We start from the raw sequence: 16,471 nt of genomic DNA, 5'->3' as shown, positions 1-16,471 counted from the left end.
AACATCTTCTCGATGCGCTGACGAGTACACCTTACTCCTGGAAGTAGGTGCCCCAACCGTCGTAGTCCACGCCGTATTTTTCCAGGGAAAAACGGTCAGCATCTTCTCGTCGGCAGCCAGGAAGACACTCTTACTCCTGGAAGTAGGTGCCCCAGCCGTCGTAGTCCACGCCGTATTTGTCGAGGATCGGCAGCATCTTCTCGATATCGGCCACTATGGTCTCGATATCCAGTTTGCACTCCACAGTGGCATCGAAGCAGAAGATGGTGGCACCGTCATCCAGCTCCATCTCCTCGGCATCTGTCACCTCGAAGCCGGCCTTGAACAGGTCCACCGCCGCCTTCTCCAGCAGATCGAAGTTCTGACAGGAAAAGTGGTGCTCAATCTCGTAGTCCAGACTCGGGTTGCTGCCATCGGCCAGCAGCTCGTTGACGATGGCGGTGGTCTCGTCGCGCCACTCTTGCATGTTGATACTCATATAAACCCCAGGCGGTATTGGATGGATGTCAGTCCCTGCTGGCAGGCACGCTGTGGCCGCGTTGGCCCGGGTCGCCGCCAGGGGGATGGTTGCGGCAAAGCATACCCGCAGAGCGCAACGGGCTCAATGCGGCGGACCAAGATAACTGCCTTGCCCGCCCCCCGCCCAAATGGCGGTGTCCGCAAAAAGGTCAAAAAGTGCAATAACCCGCCTTTGACAGGCGATACCACAGATACCGTCGCCCTCCAGCTCAAGGTAAACAAAACACATTGCAGGCTCTTTGGGGAACAGTGTTTTCCACCATGGAGCTACTGATGACAAAGGGTCAGCCCGGGAGCATAAAAGAACTCGTTTGAATGACACACCGTCAGAAGCAAGGCCCCCGCTCATCGGCTCGCCCCTTGTGATTGGGCATCAGGTCATGGCCGTCATTGAGCCATGACGTTCGTTCAAGGGATCTGGCCTCTTTTTACTCGCGTTGCCCATGAACACAGTGCGATAGGGCGGAAAAATGGGGGAAAGCAGGATCGATTGCTCGGTTATCGAGCGAACGGCACCGCATTATTCCCCCAGCGGTTGACACCTAGACGTAGAAAGGGTTTAATGCGCGCCGTTGCCCAGATAGCTCAGTCGGTAGAGCAGGGGATTGAAAATCCCCATGACAGTTGTCATACCACAGCGCTGGACTGCACACCCTACAAGGCTTCGCTCTCAATGCGAGGCCTTTTTGTTATGCGTCTCTGGTAAATCTCTGGCAAGGTTGCTCACCGAGCACGGGATTAATAATCCCCGCTTCCTGCTCTGCTGCTTCATCTGATAACAGATAGCAAAATACGCACGCCCCCTCCCCTGCAATGACCCCCGCCTCCTTCGAACAACGCGTGCTCTCCCAGCCAACACTTGCGTGATACCGGTTGTATCGTGAGCCGAATATGTATCCACTTCGGCTCGTATGCGACGTTGCATTGAGAAAATCAAGGTGCTGAATAGGATGCTGGACGGCGGCGAGAACGGTTTTTTGCAGGGCATCAACGCCAGCCAGTATCAGAAAATGGCCAAGGTCAGTAAAGCCACCGCGACCCACCATCTGGCCGACTTGCTAGAGAAAGGCGGCCTTGAAAAAATGCCGGGGGGCGGTAGAAATACCCGTTATCAGATCAAATGACGCCATCAGAATTGTAATTTTGGTCAATGTCCCTTATGGAGGAGCTGATTTAGAAATCATGCCCTCACGAAAAGGACCCCTTCGAACCCCTTCAAACTCAGAGTAAACTAGATGAAGAATCTGTTTTACTTGCAAATCGGCAACCAATAGCAAGAACTGCGGGGGTCTCGTAACGCCGTCTGCAAGTACCTTCGGCGATGCACTTTTTGACTGGTGAGTTCTTATTCGTTTGGTTTAAGATAGCCATCCGGTGCCTATTGCTGTGATAGGTAACTCCCTTTGCTGGTCTCAAGTAAGAAAACAACAAAAAAATAACATAATGGAGTGGTTATGAAGAAGAATGTTTTGGCAGTTATGGTGATTTTTGGAATGTGTTCAACTGCAGCTTTGGCGGAGAGTGCAAATGTTAAGGATGCTTTGTTCTATGCATACAAAACAAATGTAACTCAACCCAAGCTGGACGATGATTCATTTATTCGTGACGTAACCTACTTTACGGATGAAGACAGCTACAACAAGGCCTATAGCGACGAATTTGTTTTTGAAGAGAATTTGGAGAAGTTTAGAGAACTAGCGAGAACAACTATAGAAAAGTTCGACACTGACAAAATATACGATATGTATACAGAATTCAATTTGAGCAAGTACGACTTTAAGGACGGCGTATACAGACTGTATGATCACCCTCAACGGCAGGGAACATTTATTGGCGTATCCCCAATGATGCTCGATGCATCTTATAGCCTCGACGGGTTTTCTAGGAACATGAATAACCCGGCCATCCCGAACATCACCAAGATTAAGTTTATTAACGGTAGCGATATCCTCCCACTTAAAATGACCAAGGATAAGGCGAAGGCGCTCAAGAGCCGTAATATAAATAGCTTTTTCACAAAGGTAAGTTACAAGTTGGTTGGCACGAATGCTGTAGATACGGTGTATGCCCAAATAACAAAAGTCGAGTATTTCGGCGACAACCGAAGCAATTCCAAAAAGATTGCTGAGCAGGTTTTTGATCCAGTCCCAATGAAGTTGGTAGAGGCAAAACCAAGCGGGGAATATAAAGTCAACTTCAAGATTACTTTCGCCGATCAGACGCTGGCAGAAGAGGAACAGCTGGTTGGACTAGGGAATAGCGGTGATGTCTTCGCGTATCCTCGGCCTGATGTTTACAAAGTTTCTGCCAAATCAAAAGTGAACCCTGATGCTGCAGCTGTATCCACAACTGAATACGTCCAGCCATTGATGACCGTGGTGAAGAATGAATATGGCAAAGCCGAATTTCTTTCAATATTTAAAATGAAAGTTGTTGACCGGACTCGGTATCAGGTTGGTCCATTGGCTGGGGCTACGGGCTTGGCTGCAGCTAATGATACAAATGCTCCGGATATTAACAACGACTTCTACGAAATTGCCGCTGGCGGGCCATTGATTGATGGTAAGTGGGAAGGGTCTGGCGTGGCCGTCAAGGACTCCAAAGTTTATAACAACCTGAAATACACGATCACGGTGACCCAGGTGGATTAATCCAGAGTCATCAGAGCTGCAAGGTGTGGGATGGGAGTAACCTGAACCTACACCGGGAAAACTGGGACACCCACCTTTTGGTGTGCTGCTAGGTAGCGACCCGCTCAGAAAGGTGGGTGTCCTAATTTTATTAGGCCTGCAATGGGGTGTTATATTTATATTTTTTTGAACCGTATGGCCATTACTGGGGTTTGCTTTTCTAGGGTTTCGTCATCAATGATTTTCAGTGCTTCCTCACCTGCTTTGCTTTTGAAAACCAAGTAACTCACTTCACCACTTTTACGAACAGATATTTCATCGAATTCTGTGCGTTGGCCATTTGATTCAGTATAGTCTGACCCGATGATGAGTTGACCATTGCTGCCCCCCATCATCTGAATTGCCATCTTGTTAATCGCATCATTTCCCGCATCCATACTAATCTCGTAGGTTCCCTCAAAGCCATTGCCTCCACATGCTGTCAGCATGGTAGAAAACATCACTATTGCTGTCAATTTAGTCAACTTCATTATTCCCCCTTAATTTATTGAAATTCTCATGCAAAAGTTAATAAATTATAATGTTGTGGTTTCGTTAGGGCTCTCTGCAGAGAGCCTGGTTATTATATACAGACATATTGGTTTATTTCTACTATAAATAACTGTTCGGGTGCCCCTATATTTTCCTCCTAGTCCCACGAAACTGTAGTAGTCTCATCATCCCGGACACCATTTAAGGTGAATGAATTACAGACATTTGCCACGAACTGGCTGTGGACATATAACCATGAACGGCCCAATATAGCGCCGGGTGGCTACATGCCAAAGCAGCTCCCAGCGCAGGCCGCATGGCCTCTACTTTTGAGCGCCCCTAAAAATGGGGAGAATACCGGGTGATGATCACCTCATTGTTGAAGACATCAACAAGATTGTTACAACCGCTTTACCTGGTCATGCTGACCTTGCTTGGGCATCTTTCCCCTGTCAGGATCTATCCCTTGCTGGAAATGGTGCGGGTCTTAGTCTCAAATCCATCAGTTCCCCGCGAACGAAGAAGGCCGCCCATCGGGCGGCCTTCATTTTTATCGCTGGCAGAAAGCTAATTCACAACGGCTTTTCAAAGAGCCACAAGATGAAAAATGATACCGAACCGATGATGGCCGGGAGATAAATCATCCACCTGACAAACCTGAAGGTGTAAATCAGATAAGCGATCAAACTCAGTATCTTATAGACTACAAAAGCCGCGATGACAGTGTAGACAGCTTCCACCGACAAGATGAGAACAGTGTTCAGGTTCTCATACGGGGTAATTTGAAAGTATTCGAGTGTCCTGTAGATCTCCCGACCCCAGTCATAAGGAGTTGTGAACAACCCAACGAAACCGGACACCATGAAGTAGTAAAATCCAACGCTGTAATTCAGCGGGAACTGATACGTCCCCCACTGCGACAAGAACATCCAGAAGAAATACCCCAGAAGATAGAGGATGCCGCAACTAAAAACAAACAACGCCCCTTGCGCAAATGGAGAATTGGGATCCACTACCACAACCCTCTGACCACCATAATAACTCATACACAACCCCCCTTTGAAAATAGATACAGAATAGAGACTTATTGTTTATTTTAAGGAAGGTGCGAGCAAGTGGGTCGCACCTTTATCACGAACTCCTTGTCCGCATTTGAAATGCCCATAACTCCAAAAAACTGACTTTTTACCGCAAGTATTGGGCTATTAAGCGTCATTTAGCCTCATTTCAGAGGCTTATCTCGATTTTTGGGCACAACTATCCCATGCCCGTATCATCTGGTCCACGCGAAACTGAATCGCCCCCAGTTCCCTAGACACCTCACAGCCTTAAAATGAGGCAATTATTGGAGGTGTTATGACCCGTCAGCGTTACCCAGAAACATTCAAAATCGAAGCGGTTAAACAAATCACCGAGCGCGGGCGCCCTGTAGCTGACGTTGCACGAGCCCTCGGGGTATCCAGCCACAGTCTTTATGCCTGGCTCAAGCAGTACGGTAAGCCCGCTGACCAGCAGCACGAAGAGTCTGCCTTGCAAGCCGAGATTCGCCGCCTGAAAGCCGAACTGCGCCAAGTCACTGAGGAACGCAACATTTTAAAGGAGGCCGCCGCGTACTTTGCCAGCGAGCCAAGGAAAGGTACGCGTTCATAACCTCCCGACTCGACCGTTACAGTGTCGTTACCCTGTGCCAGATCCTGGGGGTTCACCGAAGTGGCTTCTACGCGTGGCTGAAACAGCCCACATCACCACGACAGCAGGAGGACGAACGACTGACCGGATTGGTCAAGCAATCTTGGCTGGAAAGTGGGGCTGTCTACGGCTATCGCAAGATCCATCGCGATCTTCGTGACTTGGAGGAAGTCTGCGGCAAGCACCGTGTAGCCAAATTAATGCGGCGAGAAGGGTTGCGTTCGCAAACGGGCTATCAACGCCGTAAGGGGTATTATGGAAACAAGAGCCCACAGGCTGCCCCAAACACGCTAGCACGTCAGTTTAAGGTGCCAGCCCCCAATATCTCCTGGGTGACCGACATAACCTACATCCGCACTCAAGAAGGGTGGCTGTACCTGGCGGTGGTGCTCGATCTGTTTTCTCGCCAGATCGTCGGCTGGGCGATGAAGCCACGCATGACGGCAGACTTGGCGGTTGATGCGTTATTGATGGCTGTCTGGCGGCGCAAGCCAAAGCAGACGGTGCTGGTGCATTCGGATCAGGGCAGCCAGTTTACCGGTGGTGAATGGCAGGACTTCCTGAAGGCCCACAACTTGAGTTGCAGTATGAGCCGTCGCGGCAACTGTCACGACAACGCTGTTGCCGAGAGCTTCTTTCAGTTACTCAAACGGGAGCGGATAAAGCGCAGGATTTACTCGACAAGAGACGAGGCCCGCAGCGACGTATTTGATTATATCGAGATGTTTTACAACCCAATCAGGCGTCATGGCTCTAATGATGGGCTGTCGCCGGTAGAGTTTGAAAAGCAGTTTAATGTGCAACAACAGAGTGTCTAGAAAGCCCGGGGCGATTCAGTCACCAAATAGAAGACTCGTGTACGACATATGTCAGTGCATATCAGGAGAACGAAAAAAAAGCACCACCGCTATGGTGGTGCTTTATTTCTCTACAAGCTTAGTGTTTTAAAGCCGTGGTGAGGTCATTACTGAACAGCGACAGTGAGCTCTGGATGCCCAAATGCGACGAGCTGCCCGTTAGACCGGCTGAAATATTGGCTCCAGAAGGATTCTAAATTCTGGATCATCTTGCCACTGCGGTAGCCGTTCTTTGCGTCGGTTGGCACGAATGCCGCACCATGCACATAGATTCGCGCTCCTTTGAAATCAGCGAGAAGATTCTCCCTCTCTACCTTGGCCAGCTCAACGGAAGGAGAGATATCACGGATACCTTTGGACTGATAGAAGCTGCCAAAGTCGCTGTATTCCAGCATGTCTGACATCAATAAGATGACGTTTTCATTCACCCCTTTGACTGACTGGATGTCCTGACCCACTGCTTTGAGGCTAAACAGGATCTCGCTACGCGGGATGTCCATCGAGGACTTGCCCATGGTCTGCACGAACCGCTTACCAAATTGTTGCAACATCATTTTCGGCTGGGCAGCTAGGCATTGGTCGAGCTTCTTGGCATTCATCATCGGTACATCCCCCACTTGGGCCGCGTCGAGCCCACGCTCCAACTGGCCTGCATATTGGAGCTGCATGTAGTGGCCATCCAAATAGGCAGAGAAGGAATACAGACGAAGCTGGTCCCCTGGCAGCAAGAACCGCTTGATATTCCCCCACGCAGTACGCTGTAAATCAGAAGTGAGTGGGGTCGTTTGATCCACCACAACTGACAACATGCGCCCCGAGGGTTCGGGGGTGAACTGAGCAATTTTGGCTTGCTGATAACAACTGGCTAAGTCGTTGCGTTCTGCTGCCATCACTGTCGCTGGCAGCATCAGCAAGAATGCAAGACTGATCCTTGCTTTCATCACGCCTCCGCCTTGTCGAGCATTTGCAAGCGGCGTGCTCGTTTCAGATCGTCTACCGACACGCCTTTCTTATTCGCGACATAGTCCATGTCATCCGCATCAAACTGGGTCAGATCGCCCCAAGCATGAGGATTGAAGGCTGCTACCTTTTCACCCACAGAACGCGCCGTTGGCGCTTCGATGGTCTGGGTTACTTGCGCCGCTTCCACCACTGGTGCAACCGCTTCGACGGATAGTGCAGGCGTGGCTGCGACAGGGGTCGGTTGATAGGCTTGAGCAACGGCTTGTGGCTGTGCCTCATTGGGTCTTGCGCCAAAGACAGACACCAGTTCATTGAACTCCGCCTTTTGTGCCATCAACGCTGGATTGTTGATAGCTGCGAACCGGGGGCCTGCGACATCGGTGATCGCCCAGATTGTCTTGTTGTCCTTAGCACTTATCGCGTTCCTCAAATCCGCTATGGTCTGCTTAACGTAATCGGCAAGCAGTTTGGTGCTCTCAAGGCCAATCGCACGGTTATTCTTGTTATGGGCAATGATTTGTTGCTCTTCCATATAACGCAGGAAGGTGCGGTGATCCTTGTTTTGACTCAGGTCATCCTTCGTCTTGCCGTTTACCCTGAACACCTTGTCCTGCAATGACTGCAACTTCGCCAAGGAAGACTGAGCATCTTGAGCAATTGCGGCAGATTTGGCCTTGTGGTAGCGGACAAACTCATCAGCACTGTTGTACTTGTGGGTCAGCTCCCAGGCTCGACGTGAGTAGGTGCCAGCAAAGCTGTGACGGAAGGCCAGGTAGGTAGAGGCGAACTGAATAAAACAGAACAAACCAGACAGCACAGCAAAGGTCACCAGCGAGGCTCGGTGCATCGCATCAATCTGGTCTTGCGCGGACTTCTGGCTGCTGTTAGTTGACAGCTCGGCCATGTCCGTAGGCAGAGGGATCTCTTCATCGCCAGACGCAACTGGGAAATCATCGGCGCTTTGGACGACGGCAGTCGGATTCTCAACCAACATGGCTTCCTGCTGGTTCAGGGTTTCGGTACGAACCCAAAATGCGGCAATGGCCAGCCCCGCGATAAAGATCCCATACCCAATAATGATCGAGAACCGGCGCTGTGGCTGACCGTATTTATCGAGCGGCACATTGATGCGGTTCAACAATTGCTGGAAGGGTTTAGCGCCATCGTCGGTATAAGTATTGTCGATAGTCGCGTTGAGCGTCTTTGTCATGTCGCCCCCATCACGGATCGACTCATAGGAGAGGATCTTATTCACTACACCGTTGCGGTATAGCTGACGGCCAGCAAACTCGGACAGAACCAAAGCGATGATGGAGATAACCAAACCAATGAAGAAGGCCCCCACGATGGCCGTGTTTGGGGTCGCCAGGGTCAGGGCAAACGGAGCCAAGGCATAACCAAACGCTGATGCTTCAATTACCATCAGGACGATCATGAGCAGCCAGATACCCAGTCCTTTCTCCGACCGGTCCGCCTCGTCCGCTTTTCCTAGATAATCCAGGTTTCGCTTGAAATTCTCTTCCGAGGGCTGGTGTTCCCCGTAGTAGGTTTCATACGCCCCGCATACCCCTTTCTCACCGGCATTGAAGCCGACTGCATTGGGGTTGTCTGCGGACTTCTCTTCGTTTTTGCCCGGGTCTCTGGTCCAGGCAGCAATACGGCCAATCCATGGTAACCGCAGCCGCATTTCCATGTGCCAGTACTTTACTTCATACCAATAAACGATGGCGGTCACCACCGCAACCATCAAGGCGATCACCAAACTGATGATGTGCCAGGCCCCCGACAGGGCGTGAATAATGTTTTCAAACATGTCTAGTTCCCTTAACGACGCTTGGGCAAGTATTGGGCCACGTAGGCTTCACCCTGCTTTGGATAGTAGATTTCACCCGCAACGGCAGTACCAGCACGTTTGTCAAATACAATGTCCATACAAGACACTGGCGAGGACGTTTGATTGGCAGCGAACACACGATAGAGAATTTGAGTCTCTCCCTCGTAGGTATTGGCCACAGCCTGGATCTTCTCGGTCTGCTTTTTGGATTTCTTGTAGTTGGGGATGAATTGCATGAAAGGTTGCTGGGACACCTTCGCCTCATCACGCAAAATCGCAACCGGCCCCACCGAAGCCACATGACCATTAACGGCAGCAACCCAAGGTTTGCCATTCAAGCCGGGCAAATACTCCTCAGTCGAATATTCCGCAAGTGGCTGGTCGCTCCCAAGGTTTTTCACTTGACCTTCGACACGAGGCAAATCACCCACACATGAGCTAATCGGCGCACTGGCATAGGCATTACTGATAATGGAGAAGGAAGAGCTCTTTGGCTGAATGCTGCCTGTCAGGGGAGAGCTAATATTGGTCACTGGTTGGCCGCCAAAGTCGATGATCCCTTTGCCAGCCAGTTTTACCGGGGAAAGGTCATTTGCCAAAGGCTGTTCAGACGGGGCATTCGGAATGGCCGGCGTGGTGCCGGCGACCGGACCGGACGGGGTTTTCGCTGCAGGACTCTTTGCCGTCGTTTGGGTCACTGACGCTTTGGTGGCAGGCGATGCCTGCTTAGCGACAGTCCCAGTGCCATGAGCAAGATATCTGGGACTAGCACGGTCTTCCTGCACTCGCTTAACTAGCAGTGCCTCATTTTGCACCTCAACAAACTCGACTCGGCGGTTCTGTGCTCGGCCTTGTTCAGTCTCGTTGCTGGCGATAGGGCGGGAAGAGCCTGCCCCCTGGTAGTAGATGTCACTGCGAGACACCCCGGCTGCGGCCAAGATCTGGCCCATGGCGCGAGCACGTTGCTCGGATAGTTGTTGGTTGAATTGTGCAGAGCCAGCCGAATCGGTGTGGCCGACAACCAACACCTTCTTGCGCTCATTGGCAGGCTTGCTGGTTTCTTGCTCGCGCTTGCTAGCGAATTCTTTCGCCACGCGAGTCATTTTCCTAGAACCTTCCGTGGTGAGGGTCGCAGAGCCCACAGGGAACATCTCGGCATATTCAAGGGATGCCTCCAGGCCAACAGCGGTGGATTCGCTTTCTTTTTTCTGGTCTGCTTGCGTTGCTGCCAATTGCAATTCGCGCACCTGCATTTTCAGACCTTCTTCCTTGGCTATTTTCTCCAGCCGGTCAACCCGACTCTTATACCAGAGGCCACCACCACAGCCGACGGCAGCACCAGCGATAGTCCCGATGAGCACTTTGTCGCTGCCGCCCTGGGTGGCACCGATCGCAGCGCCAGCAACAGCCCCCAGTAAGCCACCACCAATACAGCTGACCCAGCTATCATTTTCGGCCACTTGCTTGTCGATGGTTGCACACCCAGTCACCAACATGGTGATAGCGATTGCCACTGCCGTTGGCTTCGCTTTATGCATCCTAATCATTCACTATCCCTTTAAATGTTATGGTTACCTGAATAGCTAGCTTTCTTGTCAGCCCACCAAATCACCGAAAGCCAGCGAGCAGCGCTCGGTGTATGACGCGGAGAGACGATTCCATAATGGATTCCGGTGCATCGGCAATCTCATCGGAGCTAGTCTTATTTTTGTATTGCACAGACACTTACTGCAGGTCATATCAACTGCAATAGACCCAAGAAAAGCAATCGAAAAATCGTTTCTTTTGTTGCGAATATTGCGAGTGTGTTTCTGCAGAAGCAGGGGCCTGCTTATCCAAATACCTAATCGCCTTACCATTGAGAAAAATCCACGCGATCAAGCAGATACATTAAATGATGTCCGACAATTAATGTCGCAGCTTATTGTGCCTCATACGAGAATTCAATGCAGCCTTTTGCTTAAGTACTTGAAGTAATTCTATATACCCCCAAAAATTAGGCCCCATAAGAATCCAGTCTCAGATGGCAAGATACGCATGCCCCCTCCCCTGCAATGACCCCCACTTCCTACGAACAACGCGTTCCCTCCCAGCCAACTCTTGCGTGATACCCGTTGTGTCGTGAGCCGAATCCCCGTTATTATCGGCTCACCATGTGAGCCAAATACGCATCCGATTTGGCTCGCATACTGAGCCAAATATGCATTCGATTCGGCTCATCGGTGACGTGACCTGTAACAATAAGGGGATGGGCAAGCAGATGGCTGAAGATTGGATCTGGCAACATGAGGGCTGGCCACACTTTTGCTGGCAAGATGAACCGCTACAGCCACGGCTACGCACGGCGCAACGCAATCTGGGGATCCTGCTCGGCACCCATTCCGTTCACGGCTCTACGCAAACGCAGCAAGCCCAGGCGCTCGATACCCTGCTGGCGAATATCCTCGCCTCGTCGGCCATTGAAGATGAACTGCTTAATGCCCAATCGGTGCGCTCATCGCTGGCCCGTCGCCTCGGCGTATCCGAAGAACAGCCCTACCCCATCTCGGATCGCTCCGAAGGCCTGGCAGCCATGATGCTCGATGCCATCGACAATCGGCATCAGCCGCTCACGCTGGAGCGCCTGTTGCAATGGCATCACTGGCTGTTTCCTGCCGACGACTGGACATTACAGCGTGTGCGGGTGGGTCAGCTACGCGGTGAAGAGCCGATGCAGGTGGTATCCGGGCGACTGGATCGGCCCACAGTGCATTTCGAGGCCCCGCCACGCCAGGGTCTGGAGCAGGCACTCGCCTGCTTTATCGACTGGTTCAATGCCAGCCTGGACGACCCCGGCCAGGATCCACTGCTGCGCGCCGCCATCTGCCACCTGTGGTTTGTCACCCTGCACCCGTTTGATGATGGTAATGGTCGCATCACCCGTGCCCTCACCGATCTGGCGCTCTCTCAGGCCGATAGCCAGAGCATCCGCCTGTATGCCATGTCGGTGGCGATCCTCGAACAGCGAGCCGGTTACTATCGTGTGCTAGAACAAACCCAGAAAGGCGGACTGGATATCACGGCCTGGCTGATCTGGTTTTTAGATACGCTCAACGCCACGTTGGAGCAGGCCCAACAAGCGATCACCCGTACCTTGGCCAAGAGCCGTTTCTGGCAGCAACACGGCAGCGAGCCGCTGAGTGCCGAGCAGATCAAGGTGTTGAACAGGATGCTGGACGGAGGCGAGAGCGGTTTTCTGCAAGGCATCAGCGCCAGCCAGTATCAGAAGGTTGCCAAGGTCAGTAAAGCCACCGCGACACGCCATCTGGCCGACTTGTTAGAGAAAGGCTGCCTTGAAAAAATGCCTGGAGGAGGTAGAAATACCCGTTATCAGATCAAGATTACATGGTAATCCCCACATTGTTTTTCGGGGGGATTACCATTGGGCCTAACGCCCAATTCAGCGGCGAGTGAAACGAGTCAGATGCAATTGTTTGTTGAATGCTTTTGCTTCATTCTCCGCTTTTTGTACTTGTAATTCTAAAAGTCTGTCTTGCTTTGGTTGAATTTTGGTATGCCAATGATAGAACCCATACGCAGTAAAACCACAACCAAAAAAGAAAAATCCCGTTAGATATAGACCAAGCTCAATATCCTTATTCGATTTTGCGATTTTTGACTTTTCTTCGAGTAAAAACAGTTCAAGCTTTTCATCTTCTGTTAGCGATTTTTTCGCCTTCAAAGTCTCTATTGGTATGTATCTTTCAAAAGCCATAGCATTGTATTGCTCATGCCTGACGAAAAACATAACTCCCGTTGTAAACAATATTAGCAGTCCAAAGAGTGCGTAAAACTTAAAAATATTGTCAGTAGGCAGTGGTATTCTCGACTGCATCTAGCCCTCCTTGTGCATACGTAGAGCTAACCGGCAAGGGCAAGCGACCAAAGGGAGCGTGGTTGAGCGCCATGTTAGAAACATTTTGGGTTGATCTCGATGTCGATCTGGTTCAATTTGGCTATATCAGAAGATTTTTTAGAAATCTGTACTTTTAATTCATCAATCTTCATCATTCCGTCGTAATCAATCGCCACAAAATCGCCCTGACCAACTTTTGACTTGTTCACTATCGCTTGAATGTCAGAGATGGCGTCCATTACATCCCGGAGGAATTTAATCATAGATTGATCATCGAAGTCAGATATTGATTTTGCCCGTTCTTTTCCTCGGATGGCCCCCTTAGAAATCAACTCGGATATTTCTCGGAGTCCTTGGGTCATGTCGGTTATATTTCCTTCACATGACATCATGTGCTTGATTGCGTTGCGATTAATGGTATTAAGAATGAGTTCAAGAGAGTCCTTATCATTCCAAGGATGCAATGACGAATAATCTTGATGCCGCCGCACAGCGTTTAGCATGTTTTGTATTTGATCTTCATCCGCCTTGTCGCAAAGTTCCCCAATAAAATAGCTCGGGTCAATGACTTTGCAGTAGGTTGGGACGGGGTGTTTTGATGACTTACAGAACCCGAATATATAAAGAGCTGAGTAGCTATCTTTCAGGCTAACGCCAGCGTCGTTTTTTTTCTCGAAGGCTTTGATTGTTTTGTCGATCTTTGCCGGACTCGCATTCGACGTAACTTGAACGGCAATCATTTTTTTGTCGTCCGCCAAGTCAATTGCGGGAAAATTAACCACTAGCTGATTCTTGTTCACTAACTCCCCAATACTGAGTGCACGAAACATATGAATGGATAATGCCTCAAGCATCCGCTCCATGTCATGGAAGCCAGCCTTTTGGCGTTGGACAATGTAGGTTTGAAGCAGCGCGATATCTGCTTGTAGGTTTCTGATGAGTGCATCAATCACGGTAAATTCTGCCTGGTTTCTAACGTTTGGTTAAGGGGCGGGCTTTAGCCCATCCCAATGAGCGAAGCGAGCGATTTGAAGCAGTTGTTAGGCCTCCTCTGGCTTGATTGGAAAACCGTCAACTGCTGTCCTGACGAGATGCCGGGCGTTCGTTTGCTGGAGTAATCAGTCCACTGGGATAATCGCGGCCTCCCAACGTGGTCGCATGGCCCCCGAGTTGTGCCTAAGCTACCGCCCCTGAATTACAGCCTTCAGTCTGCTGCTTTTTACCTCGGGCGCTCTCCAGCCTGGCTCATAAGTGATTCAGGAGAGGCAGTTCCAAACGATTATCCTAGCGCTTCAGATAGATGACACAAAAGAGGGAAATTGTAGTTTTCTGAGCAAGATCAACAAACTAATCCGCATTAGAGGGGAAGCCCTCACTTTCGCTGCTGGCCTTTTTCAAAACCACCGCTCACCCGCTATCAATTGCTGGTCATCCTGATTGCCTGCTCCCCCCCTCCCCGTAAAAGCCCAATCCTCAAACATATATGAATCCCTGGATAACCCATGACCATTCCGGTCCGGGAACATCCAAGGAGAACATCCATGTCTGAACTTTCATTATTCGATGCCATTGGCGAAGGCAAAAACGCGACCCAGGATTATCTGGATACCCTGTCGCGGGCACTGCTACGCCATCATCAACTGGTCAAAGCCATCCGCATCCACGGTCGTTATGTACCGGAATCGTTGCCAATGCCCGGTCTGCCGGTATTGGTTGCCATCTTCAGTCACACCAATACCTACACCTTGCACCAACTGCCCTCTACTCAGATAGGACAGTTGGTGCTGTCGATTGCTCGCTTCTCCGGTCAGGCCACGAATGATCTGGACAACGGCATCTTTGAAGAGGTCTGGGAAATGGGTGACAGCAGCTTCACCACGGACAGCGCCGAGCAGGCCGTCTACTGGTTGCCGTTACCGGAGCGCTGGATTGCTCTGGAGGGCACACAAGTGGCGCTGCACGATAAAGACCATCCGGTGTTCAAGTTGCTCAACGTCACCGCCCGGAACGCGGGTCCGGTCCTGGATATCTGCGATGGCGAGGTCAGTCTGGCGCTGGCGTCAGAGTGGGATGGGGAGTGGGCCGCATGACCGAGATCAACCGCTCCTCGTTACTCGCCAAGCTCAAGCATATCAAGGGCATGAAGCTGCTAATTGAGCAGGCCGTCTTGCTCTACCTGTTGATGGCCGACGAGCAGACACCAGTGTGGGTCAAGACCATCGTGGTCAGCGCACTCGCCTATTTGCTCTGTCCGGTCGATGCAGTACCGGACTTTATCCCCGGCGTCGGTCTCACCGATGACCTTGGGGTCATTAGCGGTGCCATTGCCTCGTTAGGCAGTCACATCCATCAAGGTCATCGCAGCAAAGCGGCTGACTTCTTCAAGTAATCCCTTCAGAAGGAATTTCAACATGGCTAAAGCCACACAACCGGCAGCCTCTGCTGCTCCGGTCTGGACTGTTATTAAATCCGCCAAGGCCCCGAAGATCAGCGCACGGGCCAGTGGTTTGCTGCACTACGACGTGGGCAAGAACGATGAAGGTCGCTATGCCCTTCGCATTACCGCAAACGACACGGGCGGCCTGTTCAGCAAGCACTGGTTATCGCTTGATGACATCCTGGCACTGCTGGATATCCTCAAGGATGCGCCATTCAAATCGGTGGCACTCAAGGCGCTGTTTGTTCGAGGCAGTGCCAATAACCACGGTTTCCTCGCCGCCATCCTGCGGGCTGAAAAGTTACTGGTCGCCGCCGAGCCCAACTCGCCGTTTCACCGGGTCGGTCTCTCTCTCAGCGACTGGTCAGCACAGTTGGATGAACCGGCCAATATGGATAAACAGGCTCGCAAGGGAAAAGCCAAGGGGCAGAAGGACCAAGATGACACGCTCGATGAGATAACCATCGAGAGAGGCAATGAGTCCCCATTTTTGGAAACAGCCAACGACCAGGCCGGTTTGTCAGACAAGATGGATGAGGCCGGGGCAGAGACGGGATCTGAGACCGGCGACACGGTAGCCGGGCAGGAGACCAAGCCATGAGCAACCGTGGCATAGCACTGAACTGGCAGGGGCTCCCCTTGCCGGTTTCACTCCGGCTCGCGGTATGTCTGACCGACCTGCTGAACAAGCACTATCCCACATGGTCACAAGCCCGTGCTGTCACGATGAACTTTCGTGATCCGGGTTATGGCCCGGAAACCGGTGGCTTTCATCCGGTGGAAATCCGTCTGCAACGCCGAGGAAATCTATGGTCCTTGGTCTATATGACGGACTTCTCCTATGTCGGCATGGGTGACTATGCCGAATTGGCTAAGGAGGTCGATTTTGACTTCTCAAGCCAGGAAGGGCTGGTTGCCTATGCACATGTGGTGCCGTTGTCTGAGCTGGGTGAGTTCTATGAATTATGGGAGGGCAATTTCCTCACCTACCTGTCGCTGGGTGTCTACGCGATCAGGGTAGCCACTGAATAATCCCCCCCTGTTACTCCCGCAAATTTCGCGGGTTCACGGGGTTGAGATGGAAAAGCCCAATCACTAAAAGGGAAATACCAGCCC

General features: G+C 51.2%; 16 protein-coding genes. 8 read left to right on the top strand and 8 right to left on the bottom strand.

Annotated features, from left to right (window positions below):
- Nucleotides 1-130: 130 nt before the first annotated feature.
- Nucleotides 131-466, bottom strand: coding sequence for a ribonuclease E inhibitor RraB (gene rraB / locus OC537_RS00390; protein WP_262110532.1), 336 nt, complete (start codon nt 464-466; stop codon nt 131-133).
- Between the two features lie 1,003 nt (nt 467-1,469).
- Between rraB and OC537_RS00385 the strand changes: the two genes are divergently transcribed.
- Nucleotides 1,470-1,643: a hypothetical protein gene (locus tag OC537_RS00385; protein WP_238156036.1), complete on the top strand. Its 174-nt coding sequence runs from the start codon at nt 1,470-1,472 to the stop codon at nt 1,641-1,643.
- Between the two features lie 330 nt (nt 1,644-1,973).
- Nucleotides 1,974-3,170 carry a DUF4852 domain-containing protein gene (locus OC537_RS00380; protein ID WP_058393661.1) on the top strand — a complete coding sequence of 399 codons (1,197 nt, stop codon included), beginning with the start codon at nt 1,974-1,976 and terminating at the stop codon, nt 3,168-3,170.
- Nucleotides 3,171-3,325: 155 nt separating this feature from the next.
- On the opposite strand, the gene OC537_RS00375 is transcribed toward OC537_RS00380, so the two are convergent.
- Both OC537_RS00375 and OC537_RS00365 read right to left on the bottom strand, forming a co-directional pair.
- On the bottom strand, nt 3,326-3,679 hold the full coding sequence (locus OC537_RS00375) for a hypothetical protein (protein WP_042658468.1): 354 nt from the start codon (nt 3,677-3,679) through the stop codon (nt 3,326-3,328).
- Between the two features lie 573 nt (nt 3,680-4,252).
- A complete protein-coding gene (locus tag OC537_RS00365) occupies nt 4,253-4,726 on the bottom strand; it encodes a hypothetical protein (protein WP_042658469.1) in 474 nt (157 codons plus the stop codon).
- Between the two features lie 310 nt (nt 4,727-5,036).
- On the opposite strand from OC537_RS00365, the gene OC537_RS00360 reads away from it, so the two are divergent.
- Nucleotides 5,037-6,187, top strand: a protein-coding gene (locus OC537_RS00360) for an IS3 family transposase (protein ID WP_262108363.1) whose coding sequence is annotated in 2 segments (ribosomal slippage) — nt 5,037-5,265 and nt 5,265-6,187 — 1,152 coding nt in all. Because the reading frame shifts where the segments join, the coding sequence is not laid out codon by codon here.
- A 146-nt stretch (nt 6,188-6,333) separates the two neighbouring features.
- Here the strand turns inward: OC537_RS00360 and OC537_RS00355 are convergent.
- Genes OC537_RS00355 through OC537_RS00345 form a run of 3 tightly spaced genes read right to left on the bottom strand, consistent with a single transcriptional unit; the run spans nt 6,334 to nt 10,561 of the window.
- Nucleotides 6,334-7,167 carry a hypothetical protein gene (locus OC537_RS00355; protein WP_106553281.1) on the bottom strand — a complete coding sequence of 278 codons (834 nt, stop codon included), beginning with the start codon at nt 7,165-7,167 and terminating at the stop codon, nt 6,334-6,336.
- Entirely contained in the window at nt 7,167-9,002 is a 1,836-nt protein-coding gene (locus tag OC537_RS00350) for a hypothetical protein (protein ID WP_234691603.1), read from the bottom strand. The genes OC537_RS00355 and OC537_RS00350 overlap by 1 nt, the downstream gene beginning before the upstream one ends.
- 11 nt (nt 9,003-9,013) lie before the next feature.
- Complete coding sequence (locus tag OC537_RS00345) at nt 9,014-10,561, bottom strand: OmpA family protein (protein WP_234691604.1); 1,548 nt, start codon at nt 10,559-10,561, stop codon at nt 9,014-9,016.
- A gap of 662 nt (nt 10,562-11,223) precedes the next feature.
- Between OC537_RS00345 and OC537_RS00340 the strand changes: the two genes are divergently transcribed.
- A complete protein-coding gene (locus OC537_RS00340; protein WP_234691605.1) occupies nt 11,224-12,414 on the top strand; it encodes a Fic family protein in 1,191 nt (396 codons plus the stop codon).
- A gap of 48 nt (nt 12,415-12,462) precedes the next feature.
- Here the strand turns inward: OC537_RS00340 and OC537_RS00335 are convergent, their stop codons facing one another.
- Both OC537_RS00335 and OC537_RS00330 read right to left on the bottom strand, forming a co-directional pair.
- On the bottom strand, nt 12,463-12,897 hold the full coding sequence (locus OC537_RS00335; RefSeq protein WP_234691606.1) for a hypothetical protein: 435 nt from the start codon (nt 12,895-12,897) through the stop codon (nt 12,463-12,465).
- A gap of 74 nt (nt 12,898-12,971) precedes the next feature.
- Nucleotides 12,972-13,871 carry an SMEK domain-containing protein gene (locus tag OC537_RS00330; RefSeq protein WP_262108353.1) on the bottom strand — a complete coding sequence of 300 codons (900 nt, stop codon included), beginning with the start codon at nt 13,869-13,871 and terminating at the stop codon, nt 12,972-12,974.
- A 588-nt stretch (nt 13,872-14,459) separates the two neighbouring features.
- Between OC537_RS00330 and OC537_RS00325 the strand changes: the two genes are divergently transcribed.
- The 4 genes from OC537_RS00325 to OC537_RS00310 are packed head-to-tail and all read left to right on the top strand — an operon-like array spanning nt 14,460 to nt 16,387.
- Entirely contained in the window at nt 14,460-15,008 is a 549-nt protein-coding gene (locus tag OC537_RS00325) for a hypothetical protein (RefSeq protein ID WP_262108351.1), read from the top strand.
- The gene (locus OC537_RS00320; RefSeq protein ID WP_262108349.1) at nt 15,005-15,307 is read left to right on the top strand and encodes a YkvA family protein; all 303 of its coding nucleotides are present in this window, start codon (nt 15,005-15,007) and stop codon (nt 15,305-15,307) included. The genes OC537_RS00325 and OC537_RS00320 overlap by 4 nt, the downstream gene beginning before the upstream one ends.
- Nucleotides 15,308-15,329: 22 nt before the next feature.
- Nucleotides 15,330-15,956 (top strand): hypothetical protein, encoded by a 627-nt coding sequence (locus OC537_RS00315; protein WP_262108347.1) that lies wholly within the window; start codon nt 15,330-15,332, stop codon nt 15,954-15,956.
- Nucleotides 15,953-16,387, top strand: a complete 435-nt coding sequence (locus tag OC537_RS00310) for a DUF2787 domain-containing protein (RefSeq protein ID WP_262108345.1) — start codon at nt 15,953-15,955, stop codon at nt 16,385-16,387. The genes OC537_RS00315 and OC537_RS00310 overlap by 4 nt, the downstream gene beginning before the upstream one ends.
- Nucleotides 16,388-16,471 lie beyond the last annotated feature (84 nt).

The sequence above is a fragment of the Aeromonas sp. Marseille-Q5825 genome (genome assembly GCF_946892685.1).
Classification (GTDB): domain Bacteria; phylum Pseudomonadota; class Gammaproteobacteria; order Enterobacterales; family Aeromonadaceae; genus Aeromonas; species Aeromonas rivipollensis.
This window is presented reverse-complemented; position numbering and strand designations above follow the sequence as displayed.

Coding starts and splice junctions, on each gene's coding strand:
- rraB (WP_262110532.1), bottom strand. CDS start 466: ATGCAAGAGTGGCGCGACGAGACCACCGCCATCGTCAACGAGCTGCTG.
- OC537_RS00385 (WP_238156036.1), top strand. CDS start 1,470: ATGCTGGACGGCGGCGAGAACGGTTTTTTGCAGGGCATCAACGCCAGC.
- OC537_RS00380 (WP_058393661.1), top strand. CDS start 1,974: ATGAAGAAGAATGTTTTGGCAGTTATGGTGATTTTTGGAATGTGTTCA.
- OC537_RS00375 (WP_042658468.1), bottom strand. CDS start 3,679: ATGAAGTTGACTAAATTGACAGCAATAGTGATGTTTTCTACCATGCTG.
- OC537_RS00365 (WP_042658469.1), bottom strand. CDS start 4,726: ATGAGTTATTATGGTGGTCAGAGGGTTGTGGTAGTGGATCCCAATTCT.
- OC537_RS00355 (WP_106553281.1), bottom strand. CDS start 7,167: ATGAAAGCAAGGATCAGTCTTGCATTCTTGCTGATGCTGCCAGCGACA.
- OC537_RS00350 (WP_234691603.1), bottom strand. CDS start 9,002: ATGTTTGAAAACATTATTCACGCCCTGTCGGGGGCCTGGCACATCATC.
- OC537_RS00345 (WP_234691604.1), bottom strand. CDS start 10,561: ATGCATAAAGCGAAGCCAACGGCAGTGGCAATCGCTATCACCATGTTG.
- OC537_RS00340 (WP_234691605.1), top strand. CDS start 11,224: ATGCATTCGATTCGGCTCATCGGTGACGTGACCTGTAACAATAAGGGG.
- OC537_RS00335 (WP_234691606.1), bottom strand. CDS start 12,897: ATGCAGTCGAGAATACCACTGCCTACTGACAATATTTTTAAGTTTTAC.
- OC537_RS00325 (WP_262108351.1), top strand. CDS start 14,460: ATGTCTGAACTTTCATTATTCGATGCCATTGGCGAAGGCAAAAACGCG.
- OC537_RS00320 (WP_262108349.1), top strand. CDS start 15,005: ATGACCGAGATCAACCGCTCCTCGTTACTCGCCAAGCTCAAGCATATC.
- OC537_RS00315 (WP_262108347.1), top strand. CDS start 15,330: ATGGCTAAAGCCACACAACCGGCAGCCTCTGCTGCTCCGGTCTGGACT.
- OC537_RS00310 (WP_262108345.1), top strand. CDS start 15,953: ATGAGCAACCGTGGCATAGCACTGAACTGGCAGGGGCTCCCCTTGCCG.